At 49.2% G+C, this 23,209-nt stretch carries 18 protein-coding genes and 3 pseudogenes; 15 read left to right on the top strand and 6 right to left on the bottom strand.

What is annotated here, in order from left to right; translation table 11 throughout:
• On the top strand, positions 1 to 402 hold a 402-nt coding region (gene uraH, locus C7N83_RS06565), incomplete at its 5' end, for a hydroxyisourate hydrolase (RefSeq protein ID WP_211296599.1).
• Positions 403 to 462: 60 nt separating this feature from the next.
• Positions 463 to 885, top strand: coding sequence for a hydroxyisourate hydrolase (uraH, locus tag C7N83_RS06560; RefSeq protein WP_106741483.1), 423 nt, complete (start codon positions 463 to 465; stop codon positions 883 to 885).
• A 104-nt stretch (positions 886 to 989) separates the two neighbouring features.
• Here the strand turns inward: uraH (C7N83_RS06560) and C7N83_RS06555 are convergent, their stop codons facing one another.
• The gene (locus C7N83_RS06555; protein ID WP_106741481.1) at positions 990 to 1,295 is read right to left on the bottom strand and encodes a hypothetical protein; all 306 of its coding nucleotides are present in this window, start codon (positions 1,293 to 1,295) and stop codon (positions 990 to 992) included.
• Between the two features lie 257 nt (positions 1,296 to 1,552).
• Positions 1,553 to 2,962, bottom strand: a complete 1,410-nt coding sequence (gene leuC / locus C7N83_RS06550) for a 3-isopropylmalate dehydratase large subunit (RefSeq protein ID WP_106741479.1) — start codon at positions 2,960 to 2,962, stop codon at positions 1,553 to 1,555.
• Positions 2,963 to 3,315: 353 nt separating this feature from the next.
• On the opposite strand from leuC, the gene gyrA reads away from it, so the two are divergent.
• Both gyrA and C7N83_RS06540 read left to right on the top strand, forming a co-directional pair.
• Positions 3,316 to 6,102, top strand: a complete 2,787-nt coding sequence (gene gyrA / locus C7N83_RS06545) for a DNA gyrase subunit A (RefSeq protein ID WP_106741478.1) — start codon at positions 3,316 to 3,318, stop codon at positions 6,100 to 6,102.
• Between the two features lie 89 nt (positions 6,103 to 6,191).
• Positions 6,192 to 6,744 (top strand): annotated as a pseudogene (locus C7N83_RS06540) (IS1595 family transposase).
• 362 nt (positions 6,745 to 7,106) lie between these two features.
• Here the strand turns inward: C7N83_RS06540 and C7N83_RS06535 are convergent.
• Positions 7,107 to 7,784, bottom strand: a complete 678-nt coding sequence (locus C7N83_RS06535) for a 16S rRNA pseudouridine(516) synthase (RefSeq protein WP_106741476.1) — start codon at positions 7,782 to 7,784, stop codon at positions 7,107 to 7,109.
• Positions 7,785 to 7,923: 139 nt separating this feature from the next.
• Positions 7,924 to 8,400 (bottom strand): NGO0322 family iron-responsive protein, encoded by a 477-nt coding sequence (locus tag C7N83_RS06530; protein WP_106741474.1) that lies wholly within the window; start codon positions 8,398 to 8,400, stop codon positions 7,924 to 7,926.
• Positions 8,401 to 8,765: 365 nt separating this feature from the next.
• Here C7N83_RS06530 and dnaQ point away from each other — a divergent pair, with 365 nt between their 5' ends.
• The 10 genes and pseudogenes from dnaQ to C7N83_RS06485 all read left to right on the top strand — a co-directional run bounded on the left by dnaQ (position 8,766) and on the right by C7N83_RS06485 (position 17,900).
• A complete protein-coding gene (dnaQ, locus tag C7N83_RS06525; RefSeq protein ID WP_106741472.1) occupies positions 8,766 to 9,488 on the top strand; it encodes a DNA polymerase III subunit epsilon in 723 nt (240 codons plus the stop codon).
• Complete coding sequence (gene ispD / locus C7N83_RS06520) at positions 9,485 to 10,162, top strand: 2-C-methyl-D-erythritol 4-phosphate cytidylyltransferase (protein WP_106741470.1); 678 nt, start codon at positions 9,485 to 9,487, stop codon at positions 10,160 to 10,162. The genes dnaQ and ispD overlap by 4 nt, the downstream gene beginning before the upstream one ends.
• A 65-nt stretch (positions 10,163 to 10,227) precedes the next feature.
• Complete coding sequence (gene ispF, locus C7N83_RS06515; RefSeq protein ID WP_106741469.1) at positions 10,228 to 10,716, top strand: 2-C-methyl-D-erythritol 2,4-cyclodiphosphate synthase; 489 nt, start codon at positions 10,228 to 10,230, stop codon at positions 10,714 to 10,716.
• A 75-nt stretch (positions 10,717 to 10,791) separates the two neighbouring features.
• Positions 10,792 to 11,463, top strand: coding sequence for a ribose-5-phosphate isomerase RpiA (rpiA, locus tag C7N83_RS06510; protein WP_106741467.1), 672 nt, complete (start codon positions 10,792 to 10,794; stop codon positions 11,461 to 11,463).
• A gap of 70 nt (positions 11,464 to 11,533) precedes the next feature.
• On the top strand, positions 11,534 to 12,202 hold the full coding sequence (locus C7N83_RS06505) for a thermonuclease family protein (protein WP_106741465.1): 669 nt from the start codon (positions 11,534 to 11,536) through the stop codon (positions 12,200 to 12,202).
• Between the two features lie 312 nt (positions 12,203 to 12,514).
• Positions 12,515 to 13,165 (top strand): annotated as a pseudogene (locus C7N83_RS15890) (uroporphyrinogen-III synthase); the annotation flags it as partial.
• Positions 13,166 to 13,411: 246 nt separating this feature from the next.
• Positions 13,412 to 14,695 carry a uroporphyrinogen-III C-methyltransferase gene (locus C7N83_RS15885; RefSeq protein ID WP_245911154.1) on the top strand — a complete coding sequence of 428 codons (1,284 nt, stop codon included), beginning with the start codon at positions 13,412 to 13,414 and terminating at the stop codon, positions 14,693 to 14,695.
• Entirely contained in the window at positions 14,692 to 15,915 is a 1,224-nt protein-coding gene (locus tag C7N83_RS06495) for a heme biosynthesis HemY N-terminal domain-containing protein (protein ID WP_106741462.1), read from the top strand. The genes C7N83_RS15885 and C7N83_RS06495 overlap by 4 nt, the downstream gene beginning before the upstream one ends.
• Positions 15,916 to 16,078: 163 nt before the next feature.
• Positions 16,079 to 17,140 (top strand): uroporphyrinogen decarboxylase, encoded by a 1,062-nt coding sequence (gene hemE, locus C7N83_RS06490; protein WP_106741486.1) that lies wholly within the window; start codon positions 16,079 to 16,081, stop codon positions 17,138 to 17,140.
• 115 nt (positions 17,141 to 17,255) lie between these two features.
• A pseudogene (locus tag C7N83_RS06485) lies at positions 17,256 to 17,900 on the top strand (IS1595 family transposase).
• Positions 17,901 to 17,919: 19 nt separating this feature from the next.
• Here C7N83_RS06485 and ptrA read toward each other — a convergent pair.
• On the bottom strand, positions 17,920 to 20,862 hold the full coding sequence (gene ptrA / locus C7N83_RS06480; RefSeq protein WP_106741460.1) for a pitrilysin: 2,943 nt from the start codon (positions 20,860 to 20,862) through the stop codon (positions 17,920 to 17,922).
• 223 nt (positions 20,863 to 21,085) lie between these two features.
• On the opposite strand from ptrA, the gene cls reads away from it, so the two are divergent.
• The gene (cls, locus tag C7N83_RS06475) at positions 21,086 to 22,579 is read left to right on the top strand and encodes a cardiolipin synthase (RefSeq protein ID WP_106741459.1); all 1,494 of its coding nucleotides are present in this window, start codon (positions 21,086 to 21,088) and stop codon (positions 22,577 to 22,579) included.
• Positions 22,580 to 22,711: 132 nt separating this feature from the next.
• On the opposite strand, the gene C7N83_RS06470 is transcribed toward cls, so the two are convergent.
• Entirely contained in the window at positions 22,712 to 23,035 is a 324-nt protein-coding gene (locus C7N83_RS06470; protein WP_106741457.1) for a hypothetical protein, read from the bottom strand.
• Positions 23,036 to 23,209: the final 174 nt, after the last annotated feature.

Here is a 23,209-nt window from a genome sequence, read left to right as displayed (position 1 = left end):
ATTGCCACATTACTGATGACCTCTGGCGTGGCTGCTGTCGCAGCCCAGCCGGCTGCAGCGAAAAACCCACTAAGCGTACACGTTCTTAACCTGCAAACCGGTCAGCCAACGGCAGGAATTGAGGTTGAACTGGAACAAAAACAGCGGGATAACTGGGTGAAACTGGCATCAGGCGTCACCGATAATAATGGTCGCATCAGAGCACTTTTCCCGCAGAAAAAAACAGCCAGCGCAGGCAACTATCGCGTTGTGTTTAAAACCGGTGATTTCTATAAAAAGACTAATCAGAAAACCTTCTTCCCGGAAATCCCAGTTGAGTTCAACATGGAAGCAAGCGGTGAACACTACCATATCCCGTTACTGCTGAGCCCGTTTGGTTACTCAACCTATCGCGGCAACTAATCCTGATTCGGCATTCAGGTGCCGGATTTTCTCCCTAAATAGTTAATAAAGGAAACATTGATGAAAATTTCATATGCTTTGATTGCCACATTACTGATGACCTCTGGCGTGGCTGCTGTCGCAGCCCAGCCGGCTGCAGCGAAAAACCCACTAAGCGTACACGTTCTTAACCTGCAAACCGGTCAGCCAACGGCAGGAATTGAGGTTGAACTGGAACAAAAACAGCGGGATAACTGGGTGAAACTGGCATCAGGCGTCACCGATAATAATGGTCGCATCAGAGCACTTTTCCCGCAGAAAAAAACAGCCAGCGCAGGCAACTATCGCGTTGTGTTTAAAACCGGTGATTTCTATAAAAAGACTAATCAGAAAACCTTCTTCCCGGAAATCCCAGTTGAGTTCAACATGGAAGCAAGCGGTGAACACTACCATATCCCGTTACTGCTGAGCCCGTTTGGTTACTCAACCTATCGCGGCAACTGATCCTGATTCGGCATTCAGGTGCCGGATTTTCCCTATCCCGCTGCTGCTGTTTGGCAGCAGAGTTGGCAGTGTACACGATTTTCCGCTCCACGGTATCGGTATGTTTACAGTTTGCCCCGGATAGCGGCAGCTACGGCTTCTGCATCTTTTTTACGCTGGGTGGAAATAGTATAGCAGACATTTTTATGCTTCAGATTGTAAAAATTGCGCATGCTTTCCCCCTGGCTGCCGGTATCATGGAAACCCATTTTCGCACCTGGTCCGAATGCCTTCCTTTCGCAGTTTTTACCGGCTTGGTAGTAAACCACCAATGCACTGCAATACTGCGCACCGTCGCAGTTGCGGTTGCTGGCATAGGGTACGCCGTTTGAAATTCGGGCGTTGGGACCGGTATCGCGGTAGAGCCGCATTTTTTTTGGCTACCGGCCCGACCGCGCGGTCTATGTTTTTCTGCAAGGTCGGATTTGCATAAGTAGCAGTAACGGCTAAAACGGTTGATAAAAACAGAAGACGTAGTTTCATGATGACTGCTCCTTATTCGGGTTTATTTAAGGTCGGATTTCATTAAACATTTCTCTACGGCCGCCAAACCGGACGGTATCGGGGGTGCCCGGTTTTTACACGGCCCAGATACCGGCTGTACGGCCGAATCTGCCGTCAGAGCGGTTCAGGCAATTTTGCGTACATCAATAAAGTGGCCGGTTACCGCTGCTGCCGCTGCCATGGCTGGGCTGACCAGGTGGGTGCGCCCGCCGTTGCCTTGGCGGCCTTCGAAGTTGCGGTTGGATGTTGAAGCACATCGTTCTTGGGGAGCAAGGCGGTCGGCGTTCATGGCCAGACACATCGAGCAGCCCGGTTCCCGCCATTCGAAACCGGCTTCAGTAAAAATTTTATCCAAACCTTCTTTTTCGGCTTGCTTTTTTACCAGACCGGAACCGGGGACAACCAAAACGCGGCTGACATTGCCGGCTTTTTTGCGGCCGCGCGCCACGGCAGCGGCTTCACGCAAGTCTTCGATGCGGCTGTTGGTGCAGGAGCCGATAAATACCACGTCGACTGGAATTTCACTTAACGGAGTATCGGCCTGCAAACCCATGTACTGCAGGGCGCGTTCCATGCCGCTGCGTTTGGCCGGATCGGCTTCATTGGTGGGATTGGGCACACTACCGTTGATGTCGAGCACCATTTCGGGCGAAGTACCCCAAGTGACTTGAGGCTCAATGTCGGCAGCATCGAATTCAAATACTTTATCAAACGCGGCGCCTTCGTCGGAAACGAGGGTGCGCCAGTAGGCTACGGCTCGATCCCAATCTTCGCCTTCAGGAGCCAGCGGTTTGCCTCGGATATAATCAATGGTGGTTTGGTCAACCGCCACGAGTCCCGAACGTGCGCCGCCTTCGATGGCCATGTTGCATAAGGTCATGCGGCCTTCCATCGACAGGTTTCGAATTGCTTCGCCGCCGAATTCGATGGCGTAGCCTGTACCGCCTGCAGTGCCGATTTGACCGATGATGTAAAGGGCAACGTCTTTGGCGGTGACGCCGGGTTTCAGACAGCCGTTTACTTTAATCAGCATGGATTTGGATTTTTTGGCGGTAATGCATTGGGTGGCCATGGTGTGTTCGACTTCGGAAGTGCCTATGCCGTGAGCCAATGCGCCGAACGCACCGTGGGTTGAAGTGTGTGAATCGCCACAAACCACGGTCATGCCGGGCAGAGTGGCACCTTGTTCCGGCCCCATGACGTGCACAATACCTTGACCTTTGTCCTTAAACGGGAAATAAGCCAATGCGCCGAATTCTTTGATGTTTTTGTCTAAAGTGTCAACTTGTAGCTTGGAAATCGGGTCTTGGATGCCTCTGTCCCAATGGTTGGTGGGAGTGTTGTGGTCGGCGGTGGAAACCACGCTGTCGATGCGCCACAATTTGCGGCCGGCCATTTTTAAGCCTTCAAAAGCCTGCGGGCTGGTGACTTCGTGTACCAAGTGGCGGTCAATATAAAGCAGAACGGTACCGTCTTCTTCTTCGCGGACGACGTGGCTGTTCCAAAGTTTGTCGTAGAGGGTTTGTGCACTCATGGTGTGTTCTTTTACTTTTATGAATGGGTAATGATAAATAGTATGTGGGGAATATTAGACGTATTAACTCAGAAAAGCAACTGATTTTGTCTAATTTTTATGTCTGATTAGAAAATTCAGTTGATATTTTGAAAAATTTTAGACAATTTGTATAATTTTGTTTTATGGTTTTGTTTCGCAGTAAGGATAAGTAATGCTTCTGTGCTGTTGCTTTTACGTCACATTAAATAGGCCGCCTGAAAGTATTTTGTATTCAGACGGCCTGTTGCCAAAATCATTCCATGCCGTTAGGTGATGATGCACTTTTGTGGTAGAATCGTCCACAATTATTGCTATAAGAAATGCTAGGAATCATGACAGACGCAACAGTCCGCAACGACCATAAGTTTGCACTCGAAACCATCCCAGTAAGCCTTGAAGACGAAATGCGTAAAAGTTACCTTGATTACGCCATGAGCGTGATTGTCGGACGTGCGCTGCCAGATGTGCGTGACGGCCTGAAACCGGTTCACCGCCGCGTGCTTTACGCCATGCATGAATTGAAAAACAACTGGAATGCTTCTTATAAAAAATCTGCCCGTATCGTCGGTGACGTCATCGGTAAATACCACCCGCATGGTGATAGTGCCGTTTATGACACCATTGTGCGCATGGCGCAGGACTTCTCTATGCGTTATATGTTGGTTGACGGTCAGGGCAACTTCGGTTCGGTTGATGGCGACGGTGCTGCAGCCATGCGTTATACCGAGATCCGTATGGCGAAAATTGCTCATGAGATGCTGGCAGATATTGAAGAAGAAACCGTCAATTCCGGCCCTAACTACGATGGCAGCGAGCATGAGCCGCTGGTGTTGCCGACCCGTTTTCCGGCCTTGCTGGTCAACGGCTCTTCCGGTATTGCTGTAGGTATGGCCACCAATATTCCGCCGCACAATCTGACCGACACGATTAACGCCTGTTTGCAATTATTGACCGAACCTGAAACCGGCATCGACGCCTTAATCGACATTATTAAAGCACCGGATTTTCCAACCGGCGCAACCATTTACGGCATGAGCGGTGTGCGCGAAGGTTATAAAACCGGTCGTGGCCGTGTGATAATGCGCGGCAAAACGCATATTGAGCCTATCGGTAAAAATGGCGAGCGTGAAGCGATTGTGATTGACGAGATTCCGTATCAAGTCAATAAAGCCAAATTGGTTGAAAAAATCGGTGATTTGGTGCGTGAGAAAACCTTGGAAGGCATTTCCGATTTGCGCGATGAATCAGACAAATCCGGTATGCGCGTAGTGATTGAATTAAAACGTAATGAAAATTCAGAAGTCGTTTTAAATCAATTATATAAGATAACCCAATTGCAAGATAGCTTCGGTATCAATATGGTGGCTTTGGTTGATGGCCAGCCACGCTTGCTGAATCTTAAGCAAATCTTAAGTGAGTTTATCCGTCACCGCCGAGAAGTCGTGACCCGCCGTACTTTGTTCCGACTGAAAAAAGCGCGTCACGAAGGCCATATCGCCGAAGGGAAAGCAGTAGCCTTGTCGAATATCGACGAAATGATTCAGCTGATTAAAGAATCGGCCGATGCACCTGAAGCCAAAGGAAAACTGTTAGCACGCGCATGGCGCAGCGGTTTAGTGGAAGAGATGCTCGGTCGTACTGATTTGAATTTGCGTATGGCGCGCCCGGAAGGTTTGCCGGAAAATTTGGGCATGCAAGGTCAAGGTTATTATCTGAGCGAATTGCAGGCTGATGCAATTTTGCGCATGAGCTTGCGCAATCTGACTGGCTTGGATCAAGAAGAAATCGTTGCCGACTATAAAGCGATTATGGCGAAAATCATTGATTTTTTAGATATTTTAGCGAAGCCTGAGCGCATCACCCAAATTATTCGCGAAGAATTGGAAGATACGCGCGCCAATTTCGGCGACGAGCGACGCAGCGAAATCAATCCTTTTGGCGGCGATATTGCCGATGAAGACTTGATTCCGCAGCGTGAAATGGTGGTGACGCTGACCCACAGCGGCTACATTAAAACCCAGCCGACTACTGACTATCAAGCCCAACGCCGCGGCGGACGCGGCAAACAGGCAGCGGCAACCAAAGAAGAAGATTTTATCGAATCTTTATTTGTCGCCAACACCCACGATTATCTGATGTGTTTCACCAACTTCGGCAAATGCCACTGGATTAAAGTGTACAAATTGCCGGAGGGCGGCCGCAACAGCCGTGGCCGCCCGATTAACAATGTGATCCGGTTGGAAGAAGGTGAAAAAGTGAGCGCGATTTTGGCGGTGCGCGAATTTCCCGAAGACCAATATGTTTTCTTTGCCACCGCACAAGGCATGGTGAAAAAAGTGCAATTATCAGCGTTTAAAAACGTGCGGGCGCAAGGCATTAAAGCGATTGCATTAAAAGAAGGCGATTATTTGGTCGGCGCGGCGCAAACCAGAGGTTCGGATGACATCATGTTGTTCTCCAACTTGGGTAAGGCCATCCGCTTTAACGAATATTGGGAACGCAGTGGTGGCAGTGAAGGCGAAGAGGCAGACACTGACAATGAAAAAGAAGTTTCAGACGGCCTTGATGAAGAAGCAGCGGAAGGCGACAATGAACACATATTACCAAGCGGCAAACACGGCGTGCGTCCTTCAGGCCGTGGCAGCGGCGGTTTGCGTGGTATGCGTCTGCCGGTTGACGGCAAAATCGTCAGCCTGATTACCTTCTCGCCTGAATGCGAACAAAGCGCTCTGCAAGTGCTGACTGCTACTGCCAACGGCTACGGCAAACGCACGCCGATTGCCGATTACAGCCGCAAAAACAAAGGCGGCCAAGGCAATATCGCTATCAATACCGGCGGGCGCAATGGTGATTTGGTCGCAGCTACCTTGGTAGAAGAATGCGACGACTTGATGCTGATTACCAGTGGCGGCGTGCTGATCCGTACCAAAGTGGGGCAAATCCGTGAGACTGGTCGCGCCGCTGCCGGAGTGCGTCTGATTAATTTGGATGAAGGCGAAACTTTGGTCAGCTTGGAGCGTGTGGCGGAAGAGCCGGAAGTGGAAACGGCAGAAGAAGGCGAAGCGTTGGACACTGTGGGAGCACCAATCGGGAGCGAAAACGGTTCAAGCGAAGAATGATAGAAGACATTACATGGTTTAATATCTTATTCGAGGCCGTCTGAAAAGGTTTGTATCTTTTCAGACGGCCTTTTCGCAACAGCTATTTTATAGTGGAAACGATAAAGAATCGGTATCGGACGGTTGTCACAGACAGCACGGATGATTACTTTCACCGTTTACGGTTGTTGATTTACCGATATAACCGGCATTTGGAAATGCCCGATGGCGAAATGGAGGCCGATGAAAGTTATTTTAACGGACACCGTAAAGGTAAGTCCGGTCGTGCCGCTGCCGGGAAAGTCGCTGTATTCGGGCTTTTGAAGTGTGGCGGCAAAGCCTATACCGTTGCTGTTCCAAATACCAAAACTGCTGATTATCCGTGAGAAAGTGAAGCCTGACAGCATTGTCTGCGCTGACTTTTACCGTAGTTGCGACGTGTTGGATGTGAGCGGATTCAGTCATTTCCGAATCAACCACAGCACGCATTTTGCCGAACAGCATAACCACATTAATGGGATTGGGAATTTTTGAAATCAGGTAAAACGCCATTTACGTCAATTCAACGGCATTTCTGAAACTCATTTTGAGCTGTATTTAAAGGCAGGTGAATGGCATGTGGACAACAGTGAAATAAAGTCTCAATTATTCATTTTAAAATAATTGGTAAGGAAATCTTTGTCCTAATTATCGAGGATAACCCCTAAATGATGATGCAAATGATGGGAGAGGGAGACAGTATAAATAAAACAGATTAATCAAAAAAAGATTTTGGATAAAAAAACCATCTATACTAAGGGGAAAAGTATAGATGGCCAAACACATTACGGGGAAAACGTCTTACTCACTTACTTACTTCTCTCAAAGCAAGTGTTACTCAGACAGGCGAATTATATTATAGTTCGGAAAAATTTTCGTTAAATTTTATTAATAATAAAAGTTAATAAATAATTTATTGATTTTATTAGGTTTAAAAGTTTAAAATGTGTAATTATTTTTTTAGAAAACACAATAAAATAATCGATTCAGATAAATTTCCATCCGCCTACACCTAAGTTTTGTGTGTCCCAATCACCGAATTTATCGCGATGCAGGTGTTCGACACGGTTACCGGCAGCGGCAACCATGCGTTTGACTTGATGGTATTTGCCTTCGGTAATCGTCAGTAACAGTGTTTTTCCATCTTCCAAAACAGCTTCGGCAGCGCGGACGGTTTCAATGTCGTCATGCAGCAAGACGCCTTTTTTTAAAGTTTCGCACAGACTTTCATCGGCTGTGTGCTTGAGTGTAACGCGGTAAATCTTTGCCACTTTATGCTTGGGCGAGGTCATGCGGTGGTTAAACTGCCCGTCGTTGGTAATCAGCAAAACACCAGTGGTATCTGCATCCAAGCGGCCGACAGCCTGCATATTGATATTGCGCATATGCTCGGGAAACAGGCTGAATACGCTCGGGTATTGCTGCGGTTTGTGCGAAGTTTCGTAATCGGCAGGTTTGTTGAGCAGGATATAAAAATGAGGTATGGGCACGACAAGCACACCGTTGCCGTCAATGCTGAGTGTTTTGACATCGGCAGGCTCGATGGTGCTTTGGGCATTGTTTCGAAGCCCGCCATTGATGGAGATACAATCATGATCAATCAACCATTGGCATTGCTTGCGGCTGCCTAAACCTTGCGATTGGAGGTATTTTAAAAGTTGCATAGTAGGATTTGCGGCATAATTTTTCAGATGGCCTATTGTACTGTAAAACAGGCTGTTTGAATGAATGCAAACATCAAAAAAATCGCCCCTTTAAAATAATTAAGGGGCGCAAAAGGAACACAAACCACTACCAAAACTGTTACGGGGCGAATTCTCTTAATTTATGTGTTGCGGGATAAAGTGCTTTCATCAAATCATATGGTGAAAGCGATAAATCTTTGCTGCCTGTGGTCAGGCGGCCTTGTTGCGGGGTAAGCTCCAATAAATAGGTGGGAGCCGCTTGGCTATGCTTACCTTTACTGCGTTCCAAGCGGCGTTGGAGGGCATTAATCACGCGCTGGTATAAATTGTCTTTCTGTTTTACTTCACGGGTGCGGGCAACCCAGCTTAAACGCGCTTGTGAAACTTCATCTTCAATCAGAAGGATTCCGGTATCGGATGGATTTTCAGACGGCATACACGGCAACCCGACATAATAGCGTCCATCTAAAGTCACATACATGGCGTCGTGTATTTCACAATCGTCGCAACCTTGTGTGGCCAGAAGCGAGCGGATGGTCTGTTGGTGCAGTCTCAGAATGTCGAGAGAGACTTGCTTGAAAATATTTTCCGGCATGTGCTTCTCCTTTCTTTCTGTGCGTTGTGTTGGGTGTTTCGATGAGTTGGATTATACGGATATTTTCCAGTTTTGCAAATGATAATTGTTATTATTTTGAAATAAAGATTTAAGCGGCTGATTTTTATTGAAATTTATTTGGTAAAATTTTTCAAAAGTTGAGTGTTTTACTCGGAAAATAGAGAAATCAGGTGTTTCAGGCATGTTTTCCAAAAAAGCATTTGAAAAAATTTTCAGACGGTCTGCGAAACGGATTAATTATAGAGGCAGGATAATTCAAACCGGCTGCAACTAAAACGTTTGCAAACTATACTTTCACGTGTTCATTTAGTATGATTCGGGCAACGAAAAAAAAGGACAGCCACATGAGCAAACGCCAAATTATATTCGATACCGAAACCACCGGTTTTCTCGACGACCCGACCAACCGCATGATTGAGTTTGCCGGTATTGAGATGATTAACCGCCAACCGACTGGCAACTACTTGCATCTTTATATCCATCCTGAACGTGATATTCCGGAAGATGCGGTAAAGGTGCATGGATTGACGCTGGAAGCGTTGGAAGAGAACAACGCGCCTGTGTTTGCGGCAGTAGGCGGTCAGATTGCCGATTTTATTCGTGATGCCGAAATCATCGCGCACAATGCGCCGTTTGACGAAGGTTTCTTGAACCGTGAATTTGCTAAAATCGGTTTGCCGAGCGTACGTGAATTGGGCTGCGGTGTAACCGACACGCTGGCAATGGCGCGTGAAATGTTTCCCGGCCAGAAAAACAGCTTGGATGTATTGTGTAACCGTTTTTCTATTGACCGCAGCAAGCGGGTGTTGCACGGCGCATTGATTGACTGCGAATTATTGGCAGACGTGTATCTGGCCATGACACGCCGGCAATTTGATTTGATGGGGGCGGGAGAAGAAAGCGGCGACAGGCAAACCCGGGTTAATGTGGTACAGACCAAACGCAATGGCCGTCTGAAAGTAGTGTGTGCCGATGAGGGCGAGTTGGCCAAACACGAGCAATACTTAGACGCATTGGGTGATGAATGTGTTTGGCGCAAAGCGGCCGCAGCGGAGCGGCAGGTATGAAACGTAATATTGCATTGATTCCGGCTGCCGGCGCAGGTACGCGTTTTGGCGCGGGCAAGCCGAAACAATATGTTGAGATCAACGGCAAAACCGTATTGCAGCATACCGTCGGTATTTTCGAGCAACATCCGCAAATTGATTTTACCGCTGTGATCGTATCGCCTGAAGACAAAATTTTTCAGGGTGCGTCCAATAAAGTCGGTGTATTTAAGGTAGGTGGCGATACGCGTGCTGAAACCGTGCGCAACGGTGTTGAGATTTTATTGGCGAAAGGTTTGGTTGTGGAAACCGACAATATTCTGGTACACGATGCCGCACGCTGTTGTCTGCCTGCCGAAGCCTTGAGCCGTTTGATTGGAGCAGCGGCGAATGTCGGGCAGGGCGGGATTTTGGCAGTGCCGGTGGCGGATACTTTGAAGCGTGCAGGTGAAAGGAATGAAATTACCGCCACTGTTTCCCGTGCCGGATTGTGGCAGGCGCAAACGCCGCAGCTTTTTCAGACAGCCTTACTGCGCCGCGCCTTATCTGCTGGAGATTTAAGCAGTGTCACCGATGAAGCATCGGCAGTGGAGAGGTTGGGCATCAAGCCCTTGCTGGTGTTGGGGGATACGCGCAATTTGAAACTGACCTTGCCGCAAGATGAGTTTATTGTACGTTTGCTGCTGACTGATTAAATATCAGGCCGTCTGAATGTTTCAGACGGCCTGTAAGAATCGAAACATATCATAGGAAACAAAACATGGATATCCGTATCGGACAAGGTTATGACGTTCATCAACTGGTTGAAGGACGCGATTTGATTCTTGGTGGTGTGAAAATTCCGTTTGAAAAAGGATTGTTCGGACATTCCGATGCCGATGCCCTGCTGCACGCGATTACCGACGCGTTACTGGGGGCGGCAGCTTTGGGGGACATCGGCAGACTGTTTCCCGATACGGCGCAGGAAAATAAAGATGCCGACAGCCGATTTCTGTTGCGAGAGGCTTATAAAGCAGTGCAGGCGCAAGGTTGGCAAGTCGTGAATGTCGACAGTACCATCATTACGCAGCAGCCGAAACTGCGTCCGCACATCGATGCTATGCGCGCCAATATTGCCGAAGATTTGGGTATCGGGATTTCATGTGTGAACGTGAAGGGCAAAACCAACGAAAAATTAGGCTACCTCGGCCGCATGGAAGCGATTGAAACTCAGGCGGCAGTGTTGCTGGCGCGTGTTGGGAACGATTAATCCGCCATGACGGTTTGCCGTCTCAATGTTAAAATCAAAGTATCCATCCACCATCAGCCTAATAAAGGAGTAATCATGACGACACAAGACGAATTGAAGCGGATTGCAGCGGAAAAAGCGATTGAATTTGTACCGGAAAACGAATACATCGGTATCGGCACCGGTTCGACTGTCGATTTCTTTATCGAAGCTTTGGGCAAAAGTGGTAAAAAAATCAAAGGCGTGGTATCAACCTCGAAAACATCCAGCGAATTATTGGCGCAATACGGCATTCCAGAATTGCCGCTTAATGATGTCCATCGTTTGGCGGTGTACATCGACGGCGCAGACGAAGTGAACCACATGCTGCAAATGATTAAAGGTGGTGGTGCGGCACATTTGAATGAAAAAATCGTTGCCAGCGCGTCGGAGAAATTCGTCTGCATTGCCGATGAAAGCAAATACGTTTCACGCTTGGGCAAATTTCCGCTACCGGTGGAAGTGATTCCGAGTGCCCGTTCGTTAGTGTCGCGCAAACTGTTGGCGATGGGCGGCCAGCCTGAATTGCGCATCGGAGTGACGACATTTCACGGCAACCAAATCGTTGACGTATACGATTTGAACATCGACCGCCCCGTAACACGCGAAGATGAAATCAACCAAATTGTCGGCGTGGTGGAAAACGGCATCTTCGGCCACAATGCCGCCGATGTGTTGGTATTGGGTACGGCAGAAGGTGCCAAAGTGATTTATCCGGGTCAAGACTAAACCCGAAGCTTGAGGCTGTCTGAAAAAGGCAAACATTTTCAGACAGCCTCAACGGTCATGGAATAATAAGATGTTCAAATGGTCGGTTATAGTGGCCGCAGTGGCCGGCAGTTTGGCGTATAGCAGCGGTAAAACTGACTGGATTAAATTCAGTGGCGAAGTTGCCAGACGTGTAAAGCAGGGCAGTGATTGGAAAAACATTCTGCCCGATTTATACGGATTGGCAGGTATTGAAGACGGAGACAAAAACAAGCAAAGCCGGCAAAAAAGCTATACCGGCCGCATCGCGCGGGTTGCCGACGGCGACACAATACACGTGACCGACGGCAACAACCGGAAACATAAAATCCGCATGGCATACATCGATGCGCCGGAACTGGGTCAAGCCTACGGCACGCGCTCACGCGACCAATTGATGGCGGTGGCCGGCAATGCCGAAGTCAAGGTTAAAATCTTCGAACTCGACCGCTACGGGCGCAAAGTGGCACAAGTGTTTAAAGGCAATACCGATTTGAACCTGATGATGATTCGCGAAGGCGCGGCGTGGCATTACGAAGATTACGCCAAGAAGCAGCAAAACAAACTTGCCTTTGCCGAATACGCCGCTGCGCGAAAACAAGCCATGCGAAACTGTAAAGGCTTGTGGCGCAGTAAAAATCCTCAAGCACCGTGGGATTTCCGCAAGCAGCAAAATGCCGTAAAAAATCAAAAAACCGGCACCAAATGGTTTGGTTGGTAAGGGTCATGCGGTTTCAGACGGCCTTTTCGTTTTCTTATAGCGAACCTACTGAAAAAGGATACCGCGTTGGCCTGTCGTGGCTTAAAGAGAACGATTTTGCAAGCCGCCGAAGCGGCACAGAATCGTTCCGTATCATCTCGTATTGTCTGCGGCAGACCATCCGTCCCTATTTTGATTGGTTCCGCTATACGGGTATCCGTCAGAAAATCCCCCGTCTGAAAACCACAGTTTGCGGAATCGGCAATAAATCAATATGTTGGTTTTGATTCTTTTTTCAAGCTTTCCCAAGATTTAAAGAAAGGCCGTCTGAATATGTCAACTTTATTAATCGTGCGTCCCGAAGCGCGGGCGCAACAAGACATTGCCGTGTGCCGTCAGCTGGGCTGGAATGCTGTTGCGTTCAGCCCGGTCGAAATTGAACCTGATGAAACCGCTTTGGCCGGATTGGCAGAAATGTACCGGCAATGCGATGCCGTGTTTTGGGTCAGCCCGACTGCGATTGAAACCGCCGCGCCTTATGTTGATTTTTCAGACGGCATGAAAGTGCAGATTACCGTGGGTAAAGCCAGCCGCCTAACCTTAAGCCGTTTTACCACGCATGAAATTTTCAGCCCGACCGACGGTAACGACAGTGAAGCGGTTTTGCGGCTGCCGATTTGGCAAAACCTGCCGGCGAATGCCAAAATTTTAGTGATACGTGGCCACAGCGGGCGGGATTTCCTCATTGAGAATTTACGCAAAAAAGGCTTCGGCGTGGCGGTGGCCGAAGTGTATTCCAGACATTCTAAAGAATTGAATTGGAAAGATTTTTCCGAAAAAAACGTGCAAGCGGCGTACATTACTTCGGCCGAGAGTGTGAATGCATTGTTCGAACAAGTGCCGCCGCCATTGGCCCAACGCTTCAAAACCTTGCTATACTTGACCCATCACGGGCGTGTGGCCGATGCTTTGCGGCAGGCCGGCGCAGAAAACATCCGATTGGTTGCCGCACTCGATGCCGCGGCTTTATCCCATGTCTCAAACGGAGCCGATATGAGCCAAACCGAAGACAAACAACCTGAAATCAATAAAGATAACGACGATCGCGTGATTGCGGTCAATGCAGAAGGCAAAGCCATGCCGTCAGAAACAGCACAATCCGACACTGTGCCGGACGAACCGAAACCTGCTTCACAAACGGCAGCTGAAAATCGAAATACAGGAAACACCATGTCAGACCATAAAAATATGCCGAAAAACGATCCATTTTCCCAAGCCTCTGCGCCTGTGGTGATTCAGCAGTCATCCGGTAAAGGCCTGGCTGCCGGTGCGCTGGTGTTGGCCTTATTGGGCTTGGGTGCGAGCGGTTTCTTGTTTGTCCAAGGCCAGAATGTATTGAAAAATCAGGAATTGGCGTTTATCCAAAAAATCGATAAAGCTGCTTTGGGTGAGTCTGAAAACGCCTCTTTACTGAAAGACAACATCAACCGCCAAACCATGATTCAAGCAGAAATCGAGCGTTTGGCCAATGTGCAGAAAGCCAACAGAGACCAAATCGAATCAAACCAAAAAGCTTATCAGGAATTGATGAAAGGCCGTGTCAATTGGCTGGTAGACGAATCTGAAAGCATGCTGAACCTTGCCGCGCAGCAATTGATGCTGTCTGGCAACGTGCCGGGTGCGGTGGGTGTGTTGGAACACATCAACAGCCGCCTGAGCCGTTTCGGCCAGTCTGAGCTTTTACCGATTAAACAAGCCGTCAGCAGCGATTTGGCCGAATTGAAAAAACGACCGTATATCGATGTATCCGGCACGGCTTTGCGTATTGACCGCTTGGAGACCGCTGTAGCCGGTTTGCCGTTGGTGGCGGATGGCACGCTGAAGCCGGGTGCGGCGGAGCAGGTTCGAGAAAATCCGCAGCTTTCGTGGTGGGAAAATACATGGGAAAAATCCCTCGGCGCATTGAAAAGCTTGGTGGAAGTGCGCCATTTGGAAAGCAATGATTCCATGCTGCTTTCTCCGGAGCAAATTTATTTCGTGCGTGAAAACTTGCGTCTGCGCCTGTTGGATGCGCGCGCCGCATTGTTGCAACACAACGGCGAAGTGTATCAAAGCGATTTGAACAATGCCGAAGCCGCGGTTAAACAATATTTCGACAATAAATCACCGGCTACCCAATCTTGGTTGAAAGAATTGGTCGAATTGAAAGCCCTGGATGTCCGCATGACTGGTGAGGATGTGCTGAAACATAGCTTGGCTGCTGTTCGCGCCTATCAAGACGGCAGCCGTGCGCAAGCCGTAGCAGCTGCCACACCGGAAACTGCCGAGCCGGAAGCCGCTTCCGAAGCGGCGGAACCGCAAGCACCGGCACCGGCTTCTGCCGCCGTCATGCCTGAGGCGCCCGCCTTGCCGTCTGAAAACAAAGCTTCGCAGCCGAAAATACCGGCCGTACCTGCCGCCAAACCTGAAGCCGCCCAAGAAACACCGGTGAAAGCAAAAGAGGAACAGGCATGAAAAGCGTCATTTGGATTGTAATTTTATTTGCAGCCGCTGTCGGTTTGGCACTGGTCTCGGGCATTTACACCGGTAATGTGTACGTTGTGGTCGGACAAACCATGCTGCGTATTAATCTGCACGCTTTTATTTTGGGGCTGATTGCGGCAGTCGTGGTATTGTATTTGTCGGTGAAATTTTTAGCCGGCGTGTTGAATATACCTAACCGTTTGCAGCGTTTTGGCTTAGCACGCAAAGGCAATCAAGCGGTACATGCGTTAAACAACGCAGGTTTGGCGTTTTTTGAAGGCCGTTTTGAGAAAGCAGAATTGGAAGCGGCTAAAGTGCTGACCAACAAGGAAGCAGGTGACAACCGTGCCTTGGCCTTGATGCTGGGTGCGCATGCTGCCGACCAGATGGATAATCTGGATTTGCGCGACCGTTATTTGAAAGACATCGGATTGCTGCCGAAGAAACAGCAATTGTCGCGTTACCTGCTGCTGGCCGAATCAGCATTGAACCGCCGCGATTATCCGGCTGCCGAAGAAAACTTGAATGCCGCCGCACAAATCAACCCGAACCTGACCCGCCTGGTGCGTTTGCAATTGCGTTATGCTTTTGACCACGGCAATGCTTTGGACGTGTTGAACAAAGCAGAAAAGCTGGCCAAGGCCGGTGTGATTGATGATTATGAAGCCGGGCAATATCAAACTTGGGCATACCGTCGTCTGCTGGCATTAGCTTCCGACCAAAACGGCCTGAAAGCCTGTTTAAAACGCATTCCGGATAATTTGAAAGCCGGTGAAATGTGTATTGAAATTGCTCAGAAATACGAGCGTTTGGGCTTGTATGAACAGGCGGTGAAATGGGTGGCCCAATACTATCCGCAAACGCAGCAGGTCGAATTATTAGAGCCTTTCGTTGACAGCGTGCGCTACTTGAGCGACCGGGAACAGCAAAAAGCCATCGATACCGCCGATTCTTGGCTGAACGCGCGTCCGGACAATGCGCAATTGTTGATGTATTTGGGTCAATTGGCTTACGGCAAACAGCTTTGGGGTAAGGCGCAGGGTTATTTGGAAGCCAGCTTGGCTATCAAACCGAGCGTGGCCGCCCATTTGGCTCTGGCACGGGTGTTCGACGAAACCAACCAATCGCAAAAGGCTGATGCACAGCGCAAGCTGGTGTTGGAAAGCGTGGTGGAAGAGGAAGAACCGACACGGTTGATCGCTAAAATTTAAGTGCAAAATATTTTAAGGCCGTCTGAAACGTTTCAACATATTTGAAACCTGTTCAGACGGCCTTTTTATGTTTACAATACGTTCATCATGCGCGATGACACAATACGCGTATTTCATTTATCCCGGCCGCCTTTTCAGACGGCCTTATATTCAGAAAGCTGTCATGAGTCCATTGCAAAACGATACTTTTCTCCGCGCTCTTTTGAAGCAACCTGTTGAATACACGCCGATTTGGATGATGCGACAAGCCGGCCGCTATCTGCCGGAATATAAATCCGCGCGCGCGCAGGCGGGTAGCTTTTTAGATTTGTGCAAAAATACCGAGCTGGCAACCGAAGTGACCATTCAACCTTTAGAACGTTTTGATTTGGACGCGGCGATTTTATTTTCTGACATTCTGACCGTGCCGGATGCAATGGGCTTGGGGCTGTATTTTGCCGAAGGCGAAGGACCGAAATTCGAGCGCCCATTGCAACACAAAGCCGATATTGCCAAGCTGGAAGTGCCGGATATGGCTAAGCTGCAATATGTGTTTGATGCAGTTACGTCTATCCGCAACGCTTTAAACGGCCGCGTGCCGCTGATTGGTTTTTCCGGCAGTCCGTTCACACTGGCGTGTTATATGGTCGAAGGCGGTGGCAGCAAAGAGTTTCGTACCATCAAAACGATGATGTATTCGCGCCCTGATTTGCTGCACAAAATTTTGGAAACCAACGCACAAGCAGTGACGGCTTATCTGAATGCGCAAATCGATGCCGGTGCGCAAGCGGTGCAGATTTTCGATACTTGGGGCGGCGTGTTGAACGATGTTGCGTTTGAAGAATTCAGTCTGAAATACATGCAGCAGATTGTGGCCGGTTTGAAACGCGAAAGCGAAGGCCGCCAAGTGCCAGTAATAATATTCGCCAAAGGCGGTGGCTTGTGGCTGGAAAAAATGGCGGCCATCGGTGCCGATGCGCTGGGCTTGGATTGGACATGCAACATCGGTGAAGCGCGTCATCGCGTGGGTGAAAAAGTCGCCTTGCAAGGCAATTTTGATCCGTTTGCTTTGTTCGGCACACCCGAAAGTATTCGAACCGAAGTGGCGCGTATTCTCGGCGATTACGGCCACGGCAGCGGCCATGTGTTTAATCTAGGTCACGGCATCAATCAACATGCTAATCCGGAACACGCCAAAATTTTGGTTGATACGGTGCATGAATTGTCGCGCCAATATCATAAATAATTGAATATTAAAAAGGCCGTCTGAATTTCAGACGGCCTTTGGTTTCGCCTAAACAAAATTCTAGGGGCTGAAGCAGATTGGCAGTCATGTCAGACGGCAAAAATAAAGATAACCATTGCAAATTCACAAAGATGCCCAAAGAAAACTCCTCCGGTTTTTCGTACCGGAAGCCACCGCCCGTGCATCCGCTGATATTTTGGGTATCCAACCCGGTTGGGCTATGTTGTCCTACCGCAAAACCCGCCAAGCGGCTGCCTGTCATTTGGCGCAGGAAGCCGGCAGGGTTTTCAGAGGCCCCACCAGGCCGGACGAAGGTTGTTTTGCCGGTCGGCGTAAGGGCAAACGCGGACGTGCGGCAGCAGGGAAAGCGGCTGTATCCGGCACCTTAAAGTGGCAGGGAAAGGTTGGTACCGCCGTTGCGGGGGATAACGGGAAGGATGCCTTATTTCCGGTTGTCAAACAGTAAACAACACCTGACGGCATTGTTTATGCCGGTAGTGACAGGGGCTGTGACGTGCTTGATGCGGGCAGGTTCGCGCATCAGCGCATCAACCGTTCACGGTTTTTTGCATACCGTCAAAACCCTATCGGCGGCATTGGAAATTGTTGGAACCGGGCGAAGCGCGTCTTGCGCAAATACAATGGGGTTGGCCGTAAACCTTTCCCGCTGTCCTTGAAAGAATGCAGGTTCCACTTTGACTTCGGCGCACCGTCCGGGCAGCTTGAAATGCTGCGGCAATGGTGTGGTGTTTGGGGCTAATCTGCGTCAGCCCCAAATTCTAATATTCTTTAATTTCAAAGCTTTTTTGCAATTTGGCAATGCTGTTCACTTGCTCGTAGCCATCAAATTGAGCGGCATCTTTATCTTTTGCTTTGGTACCAAGCGCTTGCGAAGCGAACACGAAACCTTCGCGTTCCATCACGGCTTTGCGGTAGAAATCCAGCAAGTCTTGTTTGGTGAGTTTTTCAGTCAAAGCCATGATTTTTTGGCGGGTATCGAATTCATAATTACCATAGAGAAAATCATTGGAATAACGACCGGCTTCCTGATACAGCGATTCGGGTTTGTGGCGCAGATGAATCAGCATATTGTTGCGCTGGCGTGTGACTTCCTCTCCGCTCAGATTTTGCAATTTCTGCCAGCTTTCGTCAAAGAAACGTTGATTGTGGCGCATGATTTCGGCCGGTGTGGCATCGGCACTTTGCACGGAAAACTGCAAACCTGCTGTTTTACCGATGGTGTAAACGTCTTGGCTGACGCTGTAGCCGAGCTGCTTGTCGGTGCGCAAATCATCGAAATACCAGCGGCTCAAAATGCGTGTGACTAAGGATGCGCGCACGCGGCTTTCCAGCTGTCCGTAGCCTTTGGGCATATAGATAATGCTCAGGGCATTGTCTTCGTGCGGTACTTTAACCGTGTGGCTGAGCTTGCGCGTGGATTCGTTTACATCGGGATAGCGGATGCGGTACACATCAGTATTGGCGTTCGGCACGATTTTCTGCACATCGCGCACCAGATTCTTCACTTGCTTATCGGAAAAATTGCCAAATGAAAACACGCGTAAGCCGTTGATGTCGTTTAGAATACGGTTGCGTACAGTAGCCACGTCTTTCAAATCGACTTCTTTGGCGGTGGTGTAAAGGTCATCCCAATCCACGGCCGGATATTGTTTAAAATCATGAAACACCGTGATTGCCTGTGTCAGGCTGCCGGCTTGTTTCCGTGCTTCCAAGCTTTCAAGCATGCGTTTACGTGCCTGTTCGAGTTGGGTGGCATTGAGCGGTATTTGGGTAAAATTGCGCAGATAATCGGTGGTAAGTTTGCCCAAATGTTGGGCGTAGCCGCTGCTTCTGAGTACAAAGCCGTTTTCTGTGAGGGCAATGCTGACCGCCATGCCTGCGATTTGCGATTGGTAACTGAGCTGGCTTTGCGCCAAATTGTTCATATAACCCAAGGCCAAGGCTGCCACGCCGAGCTTGAGATCAGGGTGGTTGGGCATGATGGTGAAGACCATGGTGTTCATGACTTCAGGGTTATCGGCAAAATGACGCGAAGGCATGTGGAATACCTTTAATCCTTTTTGATGGCGCAGGGCTTTGGGATAATCGTGTTTCATGTCCCGGGTGTTGGATGAAAAATCATCGGCAAAATAAGGATTGCGCTGCGGCAAAACTAGTTTCGGATTACCGCTGAAATCCAGCCATTCGGCTTTTTGTTGCGGCGTTATCGGCCGAATATCGTAAAACGCACCGAAATAGGGCGTGACACGCTGCGTCGGATTAAGGCTGTCTGAAATTTCCATCAGGATCATATTGTCGGGTGTCATCCCGTTGAGCTTTTCCATTACGGCGGCTTTGTCCAAACCGTCGGCAACAAAACCGGCATCAATAATATTGGACAGCGGGTAACGCAACATGGTTTCGGCCAATGTGGCGGCGTAAGCTGTACTCTTCGGCACATCCATATTTTGGAACGACTGCTTCAGACTTTCGCGGATTTCCTGATAGTAGGCATCATCAATACCGGATTGTTTGATGAGTTCGGCTTGCTGGAAAATCATTGAGATAATGCGCCCTCGCTGCTGCCAGCCTTTTTCGGTTAAAGCCAGACTGAGGACGAACGCGCTTTCATTGCCGCCGTTGTTATCTACCGGCAGCGCAAGCAGACCGCTGTCGGAAAGGCCGTTTTTAATCAGATAATCGCTGAGCGTGCCGGCGGTGTTGTTGCTGAAGAGGTAAGCCAAATATGCGCCGGTTTGGGTACGGAAGAGATGTTCTTCGTTTTTCGGATAGCTGAACGACAAAACAATGATTTTTTGCGGCTGAAGTGGTTTGTATTGAAGCAGGATGCTTTTGTCTTGCGCCCGGTAAAGCGGCACATCAATTTTAGGTTCGACAACTTGCTTATCCGGCATTTTGCCCAAAGTGTCGGCGGCGAGTTTGGCCAGTTGCTCAATCGGCTGCTTGGAATATAAAACGGCCTTGAAGAGGTTCGCGGAATAGTATTGGCGGTGGAATTTCAGCAATTCATCGTGCAGGTTGCTACCGGATTTGTTGCGCAGGCTTTCGCGGTTGCCGTGTAGGAATTTGGCATTCGGATGAGCAGGATTGAGGGTATCGCGGCTGATGCTGGCGGTCAGCGCGGCATCGCTGGCTTTGGCGCGCACCAATTCGGCATTGACTGCATTCAATTCTTTTTTTGAATATACGGGCGACAAAATCGGAAAGGCCAAGGCATCGGCCATGCGTGCTACTGCTTCGTCGAATGCGTCATGGTTGACTTGGAAATGATAGGCCGTGCGCATGAAGTTGGTGGAAGCGTTGGTTTGGCCGCCGTTTGCCTGTAGAAACGTCATCAGGCCGTCAACATCGGGGTAACGTTTCGAACCCATGAAAATCATGTGTTCCAAATAATGCGCCATGCCTTGCTGGGCGATCGGATCGTCTTTAGAACCAATCGGCAGGGCGGCGGCCATGATGGATTTGTTGGCGGCAGGATCGGAAATCAGCAATACGGTCATGCCGTTGGCCAATTCGACAGCGCGGTATTCGGCTTTGTCTTTCGGCGCTTTGTTGATAGTTTGGTTGATAAATCGGTAAGGTGCGGCAACTGAAGATACCGTCAGAACATCTTTTGCCGCTGCCGTATCGGGCAGGGCAATACTTAAAAATGCAGTAAACACAGCCGTATAGGCGGTGCTGAATCCCAAAAATCGGTTCATTGTATGCTCCTGGATTTCAGCGTTGGTTTCAGATGGCCTTTGCAGGGATGAAGCCGTCTGAAAATGGTTTTATGGATGGGTCATTGAGAATGGGAACAGTATAACAAAACTTAACAAATTTGATAATTTTCCTTAATAAAATACGTTCAGACGGCATTATGATGCGGTTGCGACACGGGTTTGGCGTATAATTACCTTAATTCTGATTTCCCTGATTTGCCGCATGACTTTTCTGAGAAATATCACTTGGGCGGAAATTTTCGTCGTCATCCATACTACCGCCGCACTGGCCTGTATACTGCGCGTGTTGTACAAACAAAAAAATATCGGTTCGACTTTTGCATGGCTGATTATTTTGTTTTTGTTTCCCTTGTTCGGCACCATCACCTACATCTTAATCGGTGAGCCGCGATTGGGTACGGCGCGTGCCAAACGTAGTGGTGAGATGAACCGCTTTTATGGCGAATTTGCCGACAAATACCTGCATGATGTACATCTCGACACCAGCGGCCAAATGAAACCGCATCTGCACGGTATCAGCCAAGTGGCGGCCCACACTACGGGATTGGGTGCCACACAGAGCAATGCCATGACACTGCTTTCAACCACCGACACGATTACCGACACCATGATTGCCGACATCGAAAAAGCAGAAGTCTCGGTGATGATGGCGTTTTACATCATCGATGCGCAGGGGCGGATTGAGCGATTATTGGAAGCCGTGATGAACGCAGCGCAGCGTGGTGTGGACTGTGCGATTTTGGCTGATGGCGTGGGCAGCCGCGATTTTTTGAATAGCTATTGGGTGGGGCGCTTGCGTCAGGCCGGTGTCGAAATCGAATGCGCGTTGCCGGTAGGTTTGCTTAAAACTTTATTTACGCGTACGGATTTGCGCAATCACCGCAAAATTTTGGTGGTGGACAGTAAAATCGGCTACACCGGCAGCTTCAATTTGGTTGACCCCGGCTATTTCAAACAAGATTCCGGCGTGGGTGAGTGGATTGACGTGATGATGCGCTGCACTGGACCGATGGTGTTGGAAATGGCTGCGGTGTTTTTTGCTGATTTAGCGGTGGAAGACGATGAAAACCTGCAAGGCATTCAGCAATATTTAAAACAACATGAAGACCGCATTCCGCAAATGCTACCCGAAAAAATGAAGCAGGGTAATGTCATCGCGCAAGTGATTCCGTCTGCGCCCGAGCAGAGCAGCCATGTGATTTACGAAACCATCGTCAGCGCGATTTATGCGGCTACTTATCAAATAACCATTACTACGCCGTATTTTGTGCCGGATGAGCCGCTGCTTCTGGCCTTGACGTCCGCAGCCAAGCGCGGTGTGGACGTGACGCTAATTGTGCCCGCCAAGGTGGATTCAACCATGGTGCATTACGCTTCGCGCGCTTATTATCCGATGCTGCTGGAATCAGGTGTGAAGCTGGCCTTGTTTGACGGCGGTTTGCTGCATGCCAAGACCATGACGGTTGACGATGATTACGCGCTGTTCGGCACGGTGAACATGGATATTCGTAGTTTTTTCCTGAATTTGGAAATCAGCTTGGCAATTTACGACCAAGGCATGGCGCAGAGAATTTACGATTTGCAGCAAAGCTATTTGGCCGACAGCCAATACATCACCGTTAACGAATGGCAGCAACGTTCGAAATGGTGGATTTTGATTGAAAACGTCGTGCGCTTGATGAGTCCGCTTTTGTAAAGCATAAAAGGCCGTCTAAAAATGAACTGTCCCCCAATCCTTGGGCAAGTTAAGAATGTTTCTCAAACAGCCTTTTCAAGCCGGGTTCTGCAGGCAACGGGGCTCAGCTTTTTTAAGTCCAGACTCAAGCGTTCATGATTGCAGTATGTAATCATTTATGATTGTTGCCGGCCCCGCCGCCGGCAGCGCACCGTCTTCATCGAAGCTTTCCGTTTTCAATGTGCCGGAAAAGCCCCATCGGCGCATTGCTCCGGCAATGATGGCTGTTTTACTAAATAACGGGCACAGAAACCGCCAAATGCCGTCATTCCAGTGCAGATGGGAATCCGGAACATTGGTTTCCAGTAGTTTTTTACAGGTTTCTGTACCGGCAGAACCGGATTTCCGCCTGCACTGGAATGACGCCCGCTGAAATATCTGCCATACAGTGCCGGCATCCCCAACAACAGTTTCCATTACCGTATGGCAAACCCGATCCCGATGCTGCGGCCAAAACGGCTGTGGGTGAAGTATGCCGCCAACACAAAGGTCGCTGCTGCCGTATTATCGCGGAACAAAAAAAGTCTGGTGCATTATGGGTTTGTCGGGATTATAAAGCCAAAGTCCGCAGCCAAAGAACCTGCCGCCCGC

The sequence above is a fragment of the Neisseria iguanae genome, from assembly GCF_003013245.1.
Lineage (GTDB): Bacteria > Pseudomonadota > Gammaproteobacteria > Burkholderiales > Neisseriaceae > Neisseria > Neisseria iguanae.
The sequence above is the reverse complement of the archived record's forward strand: the minus strand, read 5'-3'. Positions and strand labels throughout refer to the sequence as shown.